The sequence below is a fragment of the Vibrio sp. 99K-1 genome, from assembly GCF_013114585.1.
Lineage (GTDB): Bacteria > Pseudomonadota > Gammaproteobacteria > Enterobacterales > Vibrionaceae > Vibrio > Vibrio chagasii_B.
In genome coordinates, this window is sequence record NZ_VTXF01000037.1 from 13193 (window position 1) to 28504 (window position 15312).

Genomic DNA, 15312 nt, shown 5'->3' on the forward strand with positions numbered 1-15312 from the left:
TTCAATTGTCACTCAGTTTCAGGCCTTATCGACCACTAGTATTTAGCTTTCACCTCATGGGGAGCCAAAAACTCGCCCTGCTCACCCAAGATGTCTCGATAGTAAGTCTCAAACATTAAGATGTTCTGAACGTAACCGCGTGTCTCTTTGAATGGAATCATCTCAATAAAAGCGAAGGCATCAAGCTTTTCGTCACTGCGAGAACGCCACTGCTTAACACGGCTTGGACCTGCATTGTAGGCAGCAAAAGCAAAGATACGGTTGTTGTCATATTGAGAGAGCAAACCATCTAAGTAGTGGCTGCCAATTTCGATATTCTTGCCGACATCGTAAAGATCATCGCTACCCTTGTACTTAATCTTGTGTTTGTTCGCGGTGTATTGCGCTGTCTTTGGCATAATTTGCATGACACCACGTGCACCAACTGGAGAACGAGCTTCTGAATCCATCGCGCTCTCTTGTCTTGCTAGAGACATCAAGGTGATTGGATCAATATCATGCTTCTCCGCGTAGAAGTTAAACCACCACTTATGAGCAACCGGAAAACGCAGCGCAATGTTATCCCACATTTTCGCTGAAATACTCGCAATCACAGTGAAGTGATTCCAACGCTGTGTCGCAGCGTAAGCGGCAAGCATCTCTTTTTGCTCTTTATCTGCATTGGTCAGTAGCCAGCGCCATTCACTTTTAGCGGCGGCAATTTTATCGCGAGTAATCAGTTCATCGATACGAATCAGCGAAGTACTAAAAGGCTTCACTGTTTCAGCATTATACTTGAGCGTTGATGTAGGGTACTGAATAGGCTTACCTAACTGCTTAGCCGCCGCAACACTGTAGAAATTACGCTTGCCTAAAATATCAGACAGACGTTGGTTGCCCTTTTCGGTATCTCCAGTTGCTATTTCAGCCCTGCCTAACCAGTATTGCCAACGCAATGAAGCTTGGTGCTTGTCGTCTAAGAGGGCAATCCACTCTTTCAATCCAGCCCAATCGGCATGCTGAATAGCCAAACGGGCACGACGTTCCAATAAGACTTGTTTCGACGAACTCGCCAACATCTCGTCTCGCCACTCCATCAACTCTTCAGAATCGGTATTGATTAAACGGAAAGTCAGGTAATCAGCGAGCTCTTGAGATTTCTCTTTAGAAAACTTCTGGGCCTTGATGACATCATCAAATATTTCCTGGGCACTGCTAGCCGATTTTCTTGCGAGCTTCTTAAAAGCAAACTCCGTTTGAGCTTGATAAAACTCATTGGCTGGATACTTCTTCGCGAATGTGAGCACGTTTTCAGGCTTGTTGTATAACGCCTTCATCTGCTTAGCTTGAGCAATTGACTCATCATGATCCAATTGCTTGATCAGATAGTTCATCAGCTTACCGTTACGCCCATCAAACGCTAACAGCATACGCTCTAAAATCAGCTCATCAGTTCTTAAGCCAGCTTGATCCCAACTCTTAAATAGCGGGTCGCAAGCGTCATCAACACCATCGCCGCTCAACCAAAGCTGCTTCGCCCCTTTAAAAGCCAGTTCTTGATTACCTTGCTCATAATTCGCTCGGTAATAAATGCATTGGTACTTTTCGCCCACTGGCTCTTTAGTTTGAAACTCAAGGATGGTTTGCCACTGTTTTCTAGAAGCCAGCATATCTAAATATGGTGCTCGCATACGATTAGAAAATGGCAAGGCTTTGTTCTCTTCAATAAACGCATCCACTTCAGCCGGAGTACGATCACCAAGACCGATAAGAAAAGCACGATAATCGGTGTAAGGCGTGAGAGGGTATGTTTGAATTTTGCTGCGCAGTTCTGAGTAAGCTTTTAGATCACGGTTGTCTAAAACCTCTTGCGCTCTATCATAAACATCACGCTGCATTTCTAGCTCTGAGGCATTGCTAGCCATAGCCACTGGAGCTAGTGAAAATGAAGACAAGATTGCCGATGCAGCCACAGCAACCTTCGTATTACCAATTCGGAAAAACATTCGCTCTTTCCTTAGTGCGTGTATGAATACGTGAAATCTATTTACGCCCGACATCACATAAAATGTAAAGGAATTGAGTGTAAATATTATTAATATTTAACACTTCATCTAAGAAGCATATTAAATATAGTTTTAATAACCAATGTGACAATAGTAAGTAAGGATTCGTTCAAGAATGGCTTTTCTTTCCAAGGAGTAACATCTTTAGGGATATTGGTATAAAATAGCTAACAATTTTGAACAATAATTAGGATCGATCGGCAATGGCTGAATACGTATATACCATGTCTCGGGTGAGCAAAACTGTTCCACCTAAGCGTCAAATTCTTAAAGACATTTCTCTTAGCTTTTTTCCTGGCGCTAAAATCGGTGTTTTGGGTCTAAATGGTTCAGGTAAATCTACCCTACTACGTATCATGGCTGGTATTGATACTGATATCGATGGCGAAGCTCGTGCACAACAAGGCCTGAACGTAGGTTACCTACCTCAAGAGCCGATACTTGACGAATCAAAAACGGTTCGCGAAATCGTAGAAGAAGCGGTTTCTGATGTTGCTGACGCACTGAAACGTATCGACGCAGTTTACGCGGCTTACGCTGAACCAGATGCAGATTTCGATGCACTAGCAAAAGAGCAAGGCGAACTAGAAGCGCTTATCCAAGCAAAAGACGGTCACAACCTAGAAGCTGCTCTAGAGCGCGCTGCAGACGCACTTCGTCTTCCTGAGTGGGACGCTAAGATTGAACACCTTTCTGGTGGTGAGCGTCGTCGTGTTGCTATCTGTCGTCTACTTCTAGAGAAGCCAGACATGCTGCTTCTTGACGAACCAACGAACCACCTGGATGCAGAATCAGTTGCATGGCTTGAGCACTTCCTAGTGGACTACAGCGGTACTGTTGTGGCGATTACCCACGACCGTTACTTCCTAGATAACGCTGCTGGTTGGATTCTAGAGCTTGACCGTGGTGAAGGTATCCCATGGCAAGGTAACTACACGTCTTGGCTAGAGCAAAAAGATGAGCGTCTGAAGCAAGAGAAAGCTGGTGAAAGCGCACGTCAAAAGACCATCGAGAAAGAACTTGAGTGGGTTCGTCAAAACCCTAAAGGTCGTCAAGCTAAGTCTAAAGCTCGTATGGCTCGTTTTGAAGAACTGACGACTGGCCAATACCAGAAGCGTAACGAAACCAACGAACTGTTCATCCCGCCAGGTGAGCGCCTAGGTGACAAAGTTCTTGAAGTTAAGAACCTAACTAAGTCATACGGTGACCGCGTTCTTATCGATGACCTATCGTTCAGCATGCCTAAGGGTGCAATCGTGGGTATCGTAGGTGCCAACGGTGCGGGTAAATCAACACTATTCAAGATGCTAAGCGGCGCAGAGCAACCAGACTCAGGTACGGTTGAACTGGGTGAAACAGTTAAGCTTGCTTCTGTTGATCAGTTCCGTGACAGCATGGACGACACTAAGACAGTATTCCAAGAGATCTCTGAAGGCGCTGATATCATCAAGATCAACAACTTCGAAATCCCAGCACGTGCATACTGCTCTCGTTTCAACTTCAAAGGCAACGACCAACAGAAGATCATCGGTGAGCTTTCTGGTGGTGAACGTAACCGTGTTCACTTAGCTAAGCTACTAAAAGCGGGCGGTAACGTACTGCTACTCGATGAGCCGACCAACGACCTAGACGTTGAAACGCTACGTGCTCTTGAAGAAGCACTGCTTGAGTTCCCTGGCTGTGCAATGGTTATCTCGCACGACCGTTGGTTCCTAGACCGTATTGCGACCCATATCTTAGACTACCGTGATGAAGGTCAAGTTAACTTCTACGAAGGTAACTATACTGAGTACACAGAGTGGCTGAAGAAGACTCTGGGCGCACAAGCGGCAGAACCACACCGCATCAAGTACAAACGTATTGCTAAGTAAATAAGCTTGTATTTTGAACAAAGGCCGCGATAATAGCGGCCTTTGATATATCTGGCTTACGTATTACGTATCGATATAGAGAGAATACTTATGATTGAAAGACGTCAATTTTCACGAGTTGTTTATCAAGTTCCGACTGAAATCTCACAAGAACACATAAATGCATCAGGCTCAGTGCAAGACTTGTCTCTCCATGGTTTACTCATTCAGTGCGATGAATTACAACGATTCAGCCAAGATACCCCTGTTCACGTTAGCTTTAAGCTGGCCAACAGCGATATCAATATTCAATTAGAAGCAACGATAGTCTCTACCATCAATACCTCAATGCGTTTACGCATAGAGCATTTAGATATTGATAGTATCAGCCACCTTAAGCGCCTTGTTGAGCTTAACGTTGGTGACGATGAACTGCTTTATAGAGAGATTGAACACCTTACCGACTTAGGTAAGGAATAGTGTCTCCATTACCCTTTTTCTATTAGAAGCATTTAGTTAATACAGAACCATGTCTAAAAAAGTTTCCATTACTATTCCCTCAAGTCAGGGGGAACAGACGTTTTACTTCGGTCGAAAAGCCGTACTCTTATGCATGACGTCCCTGCTCTCAGTACCAATATTGATTGGTGGCGCTACCTACATGCACCTTGAGAGTAAAAACAAGCTGGCTACACAAGCCGGTGATGCACAACAGTTAATTGAAACTCTGATTGTTGAAAAAGAACAGACCGAGTTTTTATATGCGGAACAGGTTGAAACCAACCATAACCTATCTCAAGCATTGACTGAGAAAGAAGGCACGATTCAGTTACTGGGTAAGCGTGTATTCGATGTGGAGTCCGTTCTTGGCCTGGCTGATGAAGAATTACACACCGATGAGGTTTCATTAGAAGACCGTATTGATGCTGCGGCAGTCGATTCCGCGGTAAGAGCTACCATGTTCCGCTTAATTCCTAATGATAGCCCGATGGCATATCAACGTATCTCGTCTTCTTACGGTCGCCGTACAAACCCAATTACAGGCAAACGTCACAACCATACTGGTATCGACCTTACTTGTAAGCGCGGCGAAGATATCTTAGCGCCAGCGGACGGTGTGATTGAAACGGTTCGTCCAAGCAAGAAAGGCTTCGGTAACTTTATCACTATGCGCCACTCTTTCGGCTTCATGAGCTCTTACGCGCATCTGCAAAAATTCAAAGTTCGCAGCGGTCAGTTTGTCAGTAAAGGTGATGTGATTGCGAGCTGTGGGAACTCAGGTAACTCAACTGGGCCACATCTACATTATGAAGTACGCTTCCTTGGTCGCTCATTGAATCCTCAATACTTGATGGATTGGACACCAGAAAACTTCAATTACGTGTTTGAGAAAGAGAAAAAGGTGAAATGGGGCCCACTCGTTCAGCTGATTGATAACGTGGTTCGCTTGCAGATCAACCTAACTAACGTACCTTACATCAGTTCAACTATCGACACGGTATCCAGCGATGATAACCGAGTATCGAACGAGAATAACAAAGAGCCTATCGTGACTAACTAGGTTTGTTCGTTTGGCCCATGATGATCAAAATGCATTTCGCCTACTATAGGCCAGATGCAATATCGGCATTTAACACAAACAAAAAGAGCGACCAAATGGTCGCTCTTTTTTATTTTTCAAACCACACTATTAACCGCGATGAATCGAGTCATGTGCTTGTTTTAACAGGCTTTGACTCTCTTGCAAGAATTGCTGTGAGTAGTCACCAAACCAATCACTCACCTGGTTAAAGCTCTCAACGAACTTGGCTTTGTCTTTTCCGTCTAAGATCTCGAGTGCTTCACCAAAACAACGGTGGAAGCGTCGAATCATCTCAATGTTTTCATCTGAAGATAGGATGATGTCACCGTACAAGTTCGGGTCTTGAGCAAATAGACGACCAACCATCGCAATCTCTAGACGGTAGATTGGAGAGCTAAGCTTCAGAAGTTGGTCGATATTCGGGTTCTCTTTGCTTAGGTGTAGACCGTAAGCAAAAGAGGTAAAGTGGCGAAGCGCTTGAATCAGAGTCATGCCGTGGTCATGCTCAGCAGCATCCATCTGACATAGGCTCGCACCCCAGATACTAAATTGCTCCAGTAGCCATTGGTAGCTTTCAGAACCGCGCCCATCACTGTAAACAATCACCTGTTTCGCTAGGCTTGGTACATCAGGACCAAACATAGGGTGAAGACCAACAACAGGGCCTTGGTGCATGTTCATCATTGCTTGCAGCGGCTTTGATTTAATCGATGTTAAATCACAAAGAATACAATCACTTGGCAGGTTACCAAGTTTCGCAATCACACCTTCCGTTAAGTGAATTGGAACGGTTACAACCACAAGACCAACGTTATCTAGGATTTCATCGGCTTTATCCCAATCTTGACTACCAAGGACTTTCACTTCGTAGCCAGAAAGCTTAAACATACGGCCAAATAAGCCACCCAGCTGACCATTACCACCAACGATAACCACTGAACGTAATTCTGGGTTAAGACACTTAAAACCAGAGTCTTTTTCGCTGGCATAAGATTCACGCATAGTTCGACGCAAAATATCTTCGATGAGCTGTGGTGGAACCCCTATTTTTTCTGCTTCTTGACGACGAGACGCCAACATTGCCGCTTCACGCTCCGGCACATAAATAGGTAATCCATGTTCACTTTTCACTTCACCAACTTTCTCAACAAGAGCAAGTCGCTGAGCCAGTAAATCCAGCATCTGTTTATCGACAGCATCAATTTGGTCGCGTAATTCGTTCAGTTCAACGGCCATTTTATTCCTTACTAATCTATAAGCCCGTACCAACGCCGATTTCGTTAGCAACAGATCTTAAAATGCCCCATTAGATGAGGCACTAAACTTTTAAACTCTGACTAACCTTTCAAACGGTTCTCTAAGAACGGGACTAGTTCCGTATGTGCATGTTTCAATAGTGCCTCAGTTGTGTCCCAATTGATACACGCGTCGGTAATTGAAACGCCGTATTTCATCTCATTGAGAGGTATATCAGAAGATTGATTTCCTTCGTTGATATGGCTTTCAATCATAAGGCCGATGATCGACTTGTTACCTTCACGGATTTGGTGAATCGCATCTTCGGCAACCAGAGGCTGGCGACGGAAATCTTTGCGAGAGTTAGCATGGCTACAGTCAATCATCAGTGCTGCTTCTAAACCTGATTTACCAAGCTCTTGCTCACATTCGTGTACGGATACTGAATCGTAGTTTGTTTGCTTACCGCCACGTAAAATAACATGACCGTTTGGGTTACCTTGAGTAGTTAATAGTGCAACTTGACCTTCACGGCTGATACCCATGAAACGGTGACTAGAAGAAGCTGCCTGCATCGCATTGATTGCTGTGCCTAGGTTGCCATCTGTACCGTTTTTGAAACCAATAGGCATTGAAAGACCACTTGCCATTTCACGGTGCGTTTGTGATTCCGTTGTACGTGCGCCGATCGCCGCCCAGCTGAATGTATCTGCTAGGTATTGCGGGCTGATTGGGTCTAGTGCTTCTGTTGCCAGTGGAATTTCCATCTCAGCAAGTTCAACCAATAGTTCACGACCTACATGCAAACCATGCTCAATATCGAAAGTACCATCTAGATGAGGGTCGTTGATTAAACCTTTCCAGCCCACCGTAGTACGAGGCTTTTCAAAGTAAACACGCATAACAATATACAGTTGATCACTAAGTTGCGCAGATAAAGCTTTTAGGCGTTTCGCGTACTCTTTTGCCGCTTCAACATCATGGATAGAACACGGGCCACATACAACCAGCATGCGGTGATCTTTCTTATGGATGATGTTTGCGATAGTTTGACGAGACTCTTGAATGAAACGACGAGCATTATCACTCAAAGGCAGTTTTGCTTTTAACTCCTCAGGAGTAATCAGTACCTGTTCGTCGATAATATTGACATTGCTTAATTCACTTTTCTGCATAACTCAACCTGTATATTTATTTTTACACCCAACATTTCCATTTGGGTTAACAATCTTTAAAAACACAATAACAGCTACAAAAACGATTGCAAGCGTAAACAATAAAAAACATTTAGTGTAAATATTAATTTACACGTGAGTTTTGAGTCGTTTTAATTAGATTACTAGCTTAAACCACAGTCAATACAAACAAAAAAGGCGATATTTCTCATATCGCCTTCTTTAAATTTGTAGAGTGTTTATTTATCACTCATCGTTTAGCATTCGCTTAATCTGCTCTGAAGCCTCTTTCCATCGGGTATCAGAGTGAAGAGTCGGCAAATCAAAGCTGTGTTTTTTAAGCAATGAGTTGGCTAAAGGCACCTCTTGAATCGCTAAGTGATCAAGAGCCTCAATTTGTGCATCTCGTTTATTACACATCAACACCATGTCACAGCCCGCACTCAAGGCTGCTTTTGCTCTGTCGGCTGGTCCGCCCATGATCGCAGCGCCTTCCATCGTTAAATCATCAGAGAAGATCAGACCTTTAAAGCCCAGTTTTTGTCTCAATACTTTCTGTAACCAATATTGAGAGCCACTTGCTGGTTGGTCATCATAATGAGAGAAAACCACGTGTGCAGGCATCATCGCATCTAATAATCCCGCTTCAATTTGCGCCTTAAAGGTCGCCATATCGGTTTCAAAGATATCGTCTCGAGGGTCGTAAGGCGTTTCTAGATGCGAATCGGCTATCACACCACCATGACCAGGGAAGTGCTTTCCAGTTGTCGCCATACCAACCGACTTCATGCCTTTGATGAATGCACTACTGTGACGAACGATGGTATCGATATCTTCACCAAATGCTCGGTTGCCAATCGCTTTGCATTGATGACCTTTATCTAATACTGGTGCAAAACTTAGATCGATATCGTGAGCAATCAGCTCCGCTGCCATCAACCAACCAGCTTGTTCAGCTAATTGTTCACCATTCTTTTGAGTCGCGAACTCTTGAGCAGCAGGGATAATAGAAAAGCCATCGCGGAAACGCTGTACTCGTCCTCCTTCTTGGTCAACACCAATTAAAATAGGACGCTTAGCCGCTTTGCGAATCTCTTTATTTAAAGCCGATAGCTGCTTGCTATCGTGGTAGTTTCTAGCAAATAAAATGAGACCACCAACGGTTGGGTGCTCTAAAATTTCTTTGTCTTCCGCAGTCAGTTCGTAGCCTGCAACATCAACCCACAACGGTCCCATAATATGTCCTTCTATTGCTTAAATTCCGCTACCGCAGATTTACTTTGTTCGATTAATTGGTCGGCTTGCTCTTCTTGCTGAGTTAACGCAATGAACAACAAGTCAGTAATATAAAGTTGGCTATCACGTGCTGTGATAGAGGAACTACGAATATGATTCTCGTCAGCCGCCGAAATGAGTTTGATGTCAGCATATTTGTCCAAAGCCGAGGGAGATAACTGGCTAATCACAATCACTTTGGCCTTCTTCGATCTCGCTAGCTGAGCCACCTTTACGACTTCTCTGGTTTTTCCTGAATAGGAAATCGCTACCAACACATCATTTTCAGTAAGCGATGCCGCGTTGGCAATCTGAATATGAGCATCTGGCTCAGCATGAACCGCATGACCGATTTTCATCAGCTTATAAGCGAAATCTTTCGCAACTAGAGATGATGCTCCGACACCTGAAATTTGGATTCTATTAGCAAGGTGCAGTAAGTCAGCGGCATTACTCAGCTGTTCGCCCTCATTTAATAACACGGTACGTTCAAGCGATTGTGTTTTGCTTGCAAGAAGTTTTTCCATCACGGTATCTGGCGAATCTTTTCTAGTGATGGTGCCGTGTATCCCTCGCTGGGAAACGGGCTGATAACTCATATCACTCTGATAGAGTTTCACCTTCATTTCAGAAAAGCCTTTATAACCGATCTTCTGACTAAACTTGACGATCGTTGACTGGCTCACACCTACCGCTTTCGCTAATTCAGGGGAAGAGAGCTGCTTGACCTGCTGCGGGTGATCCAATACATATCGTGCCACCAGCGAATCCGATGGAGAGAGCTTTGGTAATAACGCTTTTACTTTAGCAATGCCTTTCACTCTAATCCTCTCCTCTTTCAACTGTCATCATCATAACGAGTTTTGCCTTTCCATTGGAATAATTATTCCTTTCCACCTTCTCATTTGGAATAGCTCACACCACCTTATGGGAGCATCATCAAAGAAAACCTCTGGTCACTATTCCACCAAGGAATAGGTTTTGAAACTCATTATTCAAACTGTCATTCTGAAAAAATAATAATAAACACCTTCTTATCTATTCATGCTATGGAGCTGCTATGAATTCACTATTTACTTCGCTGGATTGGGCGGTATTTGCGATTTACTTCGTTGTTATCGCCTTCACAGGTTGGCATTTCAGCCGAACCAAAATCACGAGTACCAAGGACTATTTTTTAGGCGGTAACTCAATGCCAATGTGGGTGGTGGCTATCTCAGTACTCGCAACCTCACAGTCAGCAGCGACGTTTTTAGGTGGACCAGAATCGAGCTACCGTGGCGACCTCACTTACCTAGCGACTAATATTGGCGGTATTCTGGGCGCTATTTTTGTCGCTCTAATTCTGATTCCTCGCTTCTATCAAAACAAAGTTTCAACAGTATATGAGCTACTGAAAGTGCGTTTTGGCGAGAAAACTAAGCAGCGTGCTGGTGTGATGTATTTGGTTGGTCGTGTGTTTGCTTCTGGTGCTCGTCTATATATGGCGGCTATCGCAGTATCTATGATTCTATTTACCAATATTGACCCAAGCAGCGTTATCACTTCCGTGGTGATTTTGGTCACCGTTGGCCTCGCTTACACCTACATGGGCGGTATCCGCTCGGTTATCTGGAGTGACCTGATCCAACTTGTGGTGTACGTCGGTGCAGCTATTGCAGTCATTATCTACTTACTAGGTCAGATCCCGGCAGATTTCAGCCAAATAGCACAAGTGCTTGCCAACCCTGGTGAAGGTCAATCTTCGAAGCTGACCTTGCTCGATTTCACTCTTGATTTAACACCTGCTGGTACTTTCAGCTTCTGGGCATGTATTACTGGTTTTGTACTGCTGAACATTGGTGCGTTTGGTCTTGATCAAGACATGACCCAGCGAGTTCTAACCTGCAAAGATGCCAAGCAAGGTTCTAAGGCGATGATCAACTCAATCATCTTCTCTATCCCTGTTGTGTTGGTTTTCATGTCGATTGGCCTGCTTCTGTATGTTTTCTATCAACGACCTGACCTGATGGGCGTCGAAGGTAAAGATGTCGTGCAGAGCTTTAATGGTGAGAACGTGACGATTTTCATGTACTACGTGCTCAATGAAATGCCAGCAGGCCTTCGAGGCTTAGTGACCGTTGGTGTGGTTGCCGCTGCGCTTTCAACCCTAAACTCAGGCTTGAATTCAATGTCTTCTGTTGCGATTCAAGATATCTACAAACCATGGTTAGAAGCTCGTAAAGGCGAACAAGATGACTTCCATTATGTAAAAGCGGGTCGCTTCGGTATGGCCGCTGCTGCGCTGGCCTTAGGTAGCATGGGTATCTTGTGTTACTACTGGCAGCAATACACCGACATGCCATTATTGTCGTTCGCTTTGAGTGTAATGGTGTTTGCTTACACTGGGTTATTGGGGGTCTACTTCACAGCGATTTTCACCGAACGTGGCAATGAAACATCAGTAGCTTTAGCGCTTGTCGCCGGCTTCTTAACTACGTTACTGATGCAAGCTTATGTTTGGGATAGCGTAATGGGTATGATTAATACTGATTGGGTGGGTGTTCGATTGGCCTTCCCGTATCAACTGTGTGTAGGTACCTTTGTGTCATTGATCGTCTGTCTATCAGGCAAGAAGCAGCCTCAAGAAGCAAACAAACTACAAACAGTTAGCCAATGATTACTCATACTCTAGCCGTCGATGGTGGCGGCACAAAAACCGCAATGAGACTCAAGCGAATTTCGCCGACACCGAGCGTAATTAAAGAGCGTACTTTGGCCGCAACGTCATTGACCTTATACGGTGAAACAGCTATCACTCAACTGACTCATTACATTGAAGAAATGCTGAGTGTGAATCAGATAAGTCCGAAACAGTGTTATATTGTGGTCGGTGTTGCTGGCGCAGGTAATGCTCAACTAAAAGCGAAATTACAACTGGCACTGTCCCATTTCCCAAACCTGTATGTGACGAGCGATGCTGAAGCCTCGGTCGTTGGTGCAAATAGAGGGGAAGGCGTAAACTGTATTGCCATTGGCACTGGTTCTGTTGCGATTCAATTAGACAACCAATACGTGACCCATCAATTTGGCGGTTGGGGTTTCCCCATTGGCGATCAGGGTGGTGGCGCTTGGCTTGGTTTTAAAGCGGTTCAGCAAACACTTGTCGAGTTTGACGCTCAACGTTGCTCGTTAACGAGTCAACTAGTCATGAAGAAAACAGGCAATGTCCGCAGTGCGATTCTAAAATGGACTCGCTCAGCCAACGCAACCGATTATGCTCAACTTGCAAAAGAGCTTGTCGAGTTAGAACCGTGTTGTCCGACGGCAAAAAACATCGTTGAGCAAGGTATTCAAGAAATTGATCTGCTTGCACGAACATGCTCAGACAACAACTCACTACCGATCATGTTCTTAGGCAGCTTAGGCGCTTTCTATCGTGACAAACTGCCACAAGCGCTACAAGATCGCAGCTTAGAGGTTCAAGGTAATGCTTTAGATGGCGCAGAAATCATCGCACATCAAAAGCTTCGCCCGCTTAATTAAGGAAATGACCATGAAGTCAGAGTTATACATTGGCGTGATGTCAGGCACCAGCATGGACGGCGTTGATACGGCACTGGTGTCGATAGAAGACAACCGGATCACACTGCTTGCTCATGATGAGTTTCCAATGCCAAAGGAACTCAAAACACGCTTGCTTAATGTATGTATCGGTCAGCAAACTGACTTGATTGCCATTGGTGAGCTCGACCACCAGCTTGGCCACCTATTTGCTGATGCCGTTCTACAGCTTCTCGCCAAGTCAGAGACTCCAGCATCAACTGTCACCGCAATTGGCAATCATGGTCAAACGGTATTCCACCAACCAACAGGCGACTCTCCCTTTACCATGCAGTTAGGCGATGCCAACATTATTGCTGCTAAAACCGAGATTCAAACCGTCGCAGATTTCAGACGTAAAGACATGGCGCTTGGTGGACAAGGTGCACCACTGGTCCCCGCTTTTCACCATACTATTTTTCAACCGCAAGAAAGCTCAGTTGTTGTGCTGAACATTGGTGGCATATCGAATATTTCAGTACTGCGCCCGAATCAACCAACACTTGGTTATGATACTGGCCCAGGCAATATGTTAATGGACGCTTGGGTAGATAAACACACGGGTGAAAAATTTGACCGCGACGCTCAGTTCGCACTTCAAGGTCAAGTTAATCAAGCCTTATTAAAACAACTGCTGGAAGCGTCTTATTTATCTCAAACACCGCCGAAAAGTACCGGTAGAGAGCTATTCAATCTGCCTTGGTTAGAGCAACAATTAACAGAATTTAATGACATCTCAGCACAAGATGTCCAACGCACACTTTGCGAATACACGGCTTTGACGATAGCCAATGAAGTCGAGGCTTACCGCTTAGGTAACGCTCCAGCATTGTATGTATGTGGTGGTGGGGTTAGAAACCCATTATTGATGAAGAGGCTTTCTGAGCTTCTACCAAGCTGGGAGGTTGCCTCAACCACCAGCAAAGGTGTAGACGCTGACTATATGGAAGCGATGGCTTTTGCTTGGCTTGCTCAACGTCATGTCCATCAACTACCGAGTAATTTACCAGAAGTGACTGGTGCAAGTAGATCTGCCTCTCTAGGCGTTCTATACAGTGCTAACTAAACCATTTTAGAACCATCATTTAAGGATCATTATGAGTAACGACGCTCTCATATCAGCGCTCTCGCACCTCGTTTCGGAGGGGAGAAACCCTGACACTATGGATATTGATCTACTCACTTCTCTTGAAGTGGTCGAAAAGATTAACCAACAAGACAAACAAGTCCCACTGGCGATCGAAGCTGAACTGCCGCAAATAGCTAAGGCCGTTGATAAAATCGCTCACGCCTTTCAAAACGGAGGGCGACTGATTTACATGGGTGCTGGCACCAGTGGTCGATTGGGCGTTTTAGATGCCTCAGAGTGCCCGCCCACATTTGGCGTTTCAGACAAAATGGTTATCGGCCTTATCGCCGGCGGACCAGAAGCCATTTTGAAAGCCAAAGAAGGGGCTGAAGATTCGCTAACGTTAGGTATTGATGATCTGAAAGCGATTCAATTTTCAGAAAAGGATGTTGTGGTTGGCATTGCGGCAAGCGGGCGTACGCCTTACGTGATTGGCGCACTCAACTACGCCAATCAAATCGGTGCGGTGACGGTTGCTCTGTCTTGTAATCCAGATTCGCCAATTGCTGATATTGCTCAGATCGCGATAAGCCCAGTGGTTGGCCCAGAGGCACTAACGGGGTCAACAAGGCTGAAATCCGGTACAGCGCAAAAACTGGTTCTTAATATGCTGACCACAGCGAGCATGATTCGTATTGGTAAGAGCTACCAGAACCTGATGGTCGACGTAAAAGCGACTAACGAAAAGCTAGTAGCCCGGGCCGCTCGTATCGTTATTCAAGCAACCGAATGTGATAAAGCGTTGGCAGTGTCGACACTTAAAACTACCGATTATGACGTTAAGCTAGCGATTTTAATGATTCTGACCGGGCTTGATTTGCAGGCGGCGAAGGCTCAGCTTGACCAGCAGAACGGCTTTTTAAGAAAAGCGGTCGAGAATAATCAGTAAATGTCGGATTAATCTTCAATACTGACGAAAGCGTGATACAAAAAACCAGTACACATAAGGTACTGGTTTTTTTCAATTTAAGCTTAATGATTCCGTTTAAGAGGTGTGAGTAATCACGAGCGAAGTTAGTGGTCGTTTGAAAACTCATCCCAGCCACGTTGCCACTCCATACGGAAACGCTGGGCATCTTCGGTACCAGAACAAACACCTTCATACACCTGACCAGATAGACCAATCTGGTATGCGTGGTTAGGGTTACAATATTCAGTCACACCAATTTGGTAACCTTCGTTGTAACTTGCTTGGTCAACCGCGCCCAATTTTGCCATCTCTGAATAGGAACGTTGAGTGTTGCCTTTAATACCATCGCGGTAGCCAATCTCTTGCCAGTTGCCTTCTGCCGCTAAATCTTGAACATTGGCGCTGCATCCTGCAAGGCTAAATGCTACGGCGAATAGTGCTATTATCTTTTTCATTTCAATCCTTTATATTTCCCTAGCCACTTCTAAATGAAGCTTTGCCTCTGTTGGTGATTCTCCGCTGAACGGG

The 15312-nt window shown here is 44.9% G+C and carries 13 protein-coding genes; 7 read left to right on the top strand and 6 right to left on the bottom strand.

Going from position 1 to position 15312, the window contains the following annotated elements; all coding sequences use genetic code 11:
- Positions 1-35: 35 nt before the first annotated feature.
- Positions 36-1985, bottom strand: coding sequence for a murein transglycosylase (gene sltY / locus F0228_RS22775; protein WP_171762828.1), 1950 nt, complete (start codon positions 1983-1985; stop codon positions 36-38).
- 263 nt (positions 1986-2248) lie between these two features.
- Between sltY and ettA the strand changes: the two genes are divergently transcribed.
- The 3 genes from ettA to F0228_RS22790 all read left to right on the top strand — a co-directional run bounded on the left by ettA (position 2249) and on the right by F0228_RS22790 (position 5456).
- Positions 2249-3916, top strand: coding sequence for an energy-dependent translational throttle protein EttA (ettA, locus tag F0228_RS22780; RefSeq protein ID WP_171750765.1), 1668 nt, complete (start codon positions 2249-2251; stop codon positions 3914-3916).
- A 90-nt stretch (positions 3917-4006) separates the two neighbouring features.
- Positions 4007-4375, top strand: a complete 369-nt coding sequence (locus F0228_RS22785) for a PilZ domain-containing protein (protein WP_116870042.1) — start codon at positions 4007-4009, stop codon at positions 4373-4375.
- 49 nt (positions 4376-4424) lie between these two features.
- Positions 4425-5456 carry a M23 family metallopeptidase gene (locus tag F0228_RS22790; RefSeq protein WP_171731849.1) on the top strand — a complete coding sequence of 344 codons (1032 nt, stop codon included), beginning with the start codon at positions 4425-4427 and terminating at the stop codon, positions 5454-5456.
- 129 nt (positions 5457-5585) lie between these two features.
- Here F0228_RS22790 and tyrA read toward each other — a convergent pair whose 3' ends face one another.
- The 4 genes from tyrA to F0228_RS22810 form a co-directional block, all read right to left on the bottom strand.
- Entirely contained in the window at positions 5586-6713 is a 1128-nt protein-coding gene (gene tyrA / locus F0228_RS22795; protein WP_171731850.1) for a bifunctional chorismate mutase/prephenate dehydrogenase, read from the bottom strand.
- Between the two features lie 101 nt (positions 6714-6814).
- On the bottom strand, positions 6815-7888 hold the full coding sequence (locus F0228_RS22800; RefSeq protein ID WP_171731851.1) for a 3-deoxy-7-phosphoheptulonate synthase: 1074 nt from the start codon (positions 7886-7888) through the stop codon (positions 6815-6817).
- 246 nt (positions 7889-8134) lie between these two features.
- On the bottom strand, positions 8135-9124 hold the full coding sequence (gene nagZ, locus F0228_RS22805; RefSeq protein ID WP_171731852.1) for a beta-N-acetylhexosaminidase: 990 nt from the start codon (positions 9122-9124) through the stop codon (positions 8135-8137).
- A gap of 11 nt (positions 9125-9135) precedes the next feature.
- Positions 9136-9984 (bottom strand): MurR/RpiR family transcriptional regulator, encoded by an 849-nt coding sequence (locus tag F0228_RS22810; protein WP_171731853.1) that lies wholly within the window; start codon positions 9982-9984, stop codon positions 9136-9138.
- 239 nt (positions 9985-10223) lie between these two features.
- On the opposite strand from F0228_RS22810, the gene F0228_RS22815 reads away from it, so the two are divergent.
- The 4 genes from F0228_RS22815 to murQ are packed head-to-tail and all read left to right on the top strand — an operon-like array spanning position 10224 to position 14763.
- Positions 10224-11822, top strand: coding sequence for a sodium:solute symporter (locus tag F0228_RS22815; RefSeq protein ID WP_171731854.1), 1599 nt, complete (start codon positions 10224-10226; stop codon positions 11820-11822).
- Positions 11819-12688, top strand: a complete 870-nt coding sequence (locus tag F0228_RS22820; protein WP_171731855.1) for a BadF/BadG/BcrA/BcrD ATPase family protein — start codon at positions 11819-11821, stop codon at positions 12686-12688. The genes F0228_RS22815 and F0228_RS22820 overlap by 4 nt, the downstream gene beginning before the upstream one ends.
- A gap of 10 nt (positions 12689-12698) precedes the next feature.
- Positions 12699-13811, top strand: a complete 1113-nt coding sequence (locus F0228_RS22825; protein WP_171731856.1) for an anhydro-N-acetylmuramic acid kinase — start codon at positions 12699-12701, stop codon at positions 13809-13811.
- A gap of 31 nt (positions 13812-13842) precedes the next feature.
- On the top strand, positions 13843-14763 hold the full coding sequence (murQ, locus tag F0228_RS22830; protein ID WP_004739508.1) for an N-acetylmuramic acid 6-phosphate etherase: 921 nt from the start codon (positions 13843-13845) through the stop codon (positions 14761-14763).
- Positions 14764-14888: 125 nt separating this feature from the next.
- On the opposite strand, the gene F0228_RS22835 is transcribed toward murQ, so the two are convergent.
- Positions 14889-15239 carry a DUF2799 domain-containing protein gene (locus tag F0228_RS22835; protein ID WP_061033334.1) on the bottom strand — a complete coding sequence of 117 codons (351 nt, stop codon included), beginning with the start codon at positions 15237-15239 and terminating at the stop codon, positions 14889-14891.
- Positions 15240-15312 lie beyond the last annotated feature (73 nt).

Excerpts from the sequence above, each read along its gene's own strand:
- sltY (WP_171762828.1), bottom strand. The coding sequence starts at position 1,985 with ATGTTTTTCCGAATTGGTAATACGAAGGTTGCTGTGGCTGCATCGGCA.
- F0228_RS22820 (WP_171731855.1), top strand. The coding sequence starts at position 11,819 with ATGATTACTCATACTCTAGCCGTCGATGGTGGCGGCACAAAAACCGCA.
- murQ (WP_004739508.1), top strand. The coding sequence starts at position 13,843 with ATGAGTAACGACGCTCTCATATCAGCGCTCTCGCACCTCGTTTCGGAG.
- tyrA (WP_171731850.1), bottom strand. The coding sequence starts at position 6,713 with ATGGCCGTTGAACTGAACGAATTACGCGACCAAATTGATGCTGTCGAT.
- F0228_RS22835 (WP_061033334.1), bottom strand. The coding sequence starts at position 15,239 with ATGAAAAAGATAATAGCACTATTCGCCGTAGCATTTAGCCTTGCAGGA.
- F0228_RS22790 (WP_171731849.1), top strand. The coding sequence starts at position 4,425 with ATGTCTAAAAAAGTTTCCATTACTATTCCCTCAAGTCAGGGGGAACAG.
- ettA (WP_171750765.1), top strand. The coding sequence starts at position 2,249 with ATGGCTGAATACGTATATACCATGTCTCGGGTGAGCAAAACTGTTCCA.
- F0228_RS22785 (WP_116870042.1), top strand. The coding sequence starts at position 4,007 with ATGATTGAAAGACGTCAATTTTCACGAGTTGTTTATCAAGTTCCGACT.
- F0228_RS22800 (WP_171731851.1), bottom strand. The coding sequence starts at position 7,888 with ATGCAGAAAAGTGAATTAAGCAATGTCAATATTATCGACGAACAGGTA.
- F0228_RS22825 (WP_171731856.1), top strand. The coding sequence starts at position 12,699 with ATGAAGTCAGAGTTATACATTGGCGTGATGTCAGGCACCAGCATGGAC.
- nagZ (WP_171731852.1), bottom strand. The coding sequence starts at position 9,124 with ATGGGACCGTTGTGGGTTGATGTTGCAGGCTACGAACTGACTGCGGAA.
- F0228_RS22815 (WP_171731854.1), top strand. The coding sequence starts at position 10,224 with ATGAATTCACTATTTACTTCGCTGGATTGGGCGGTATTTGCGATTTAC.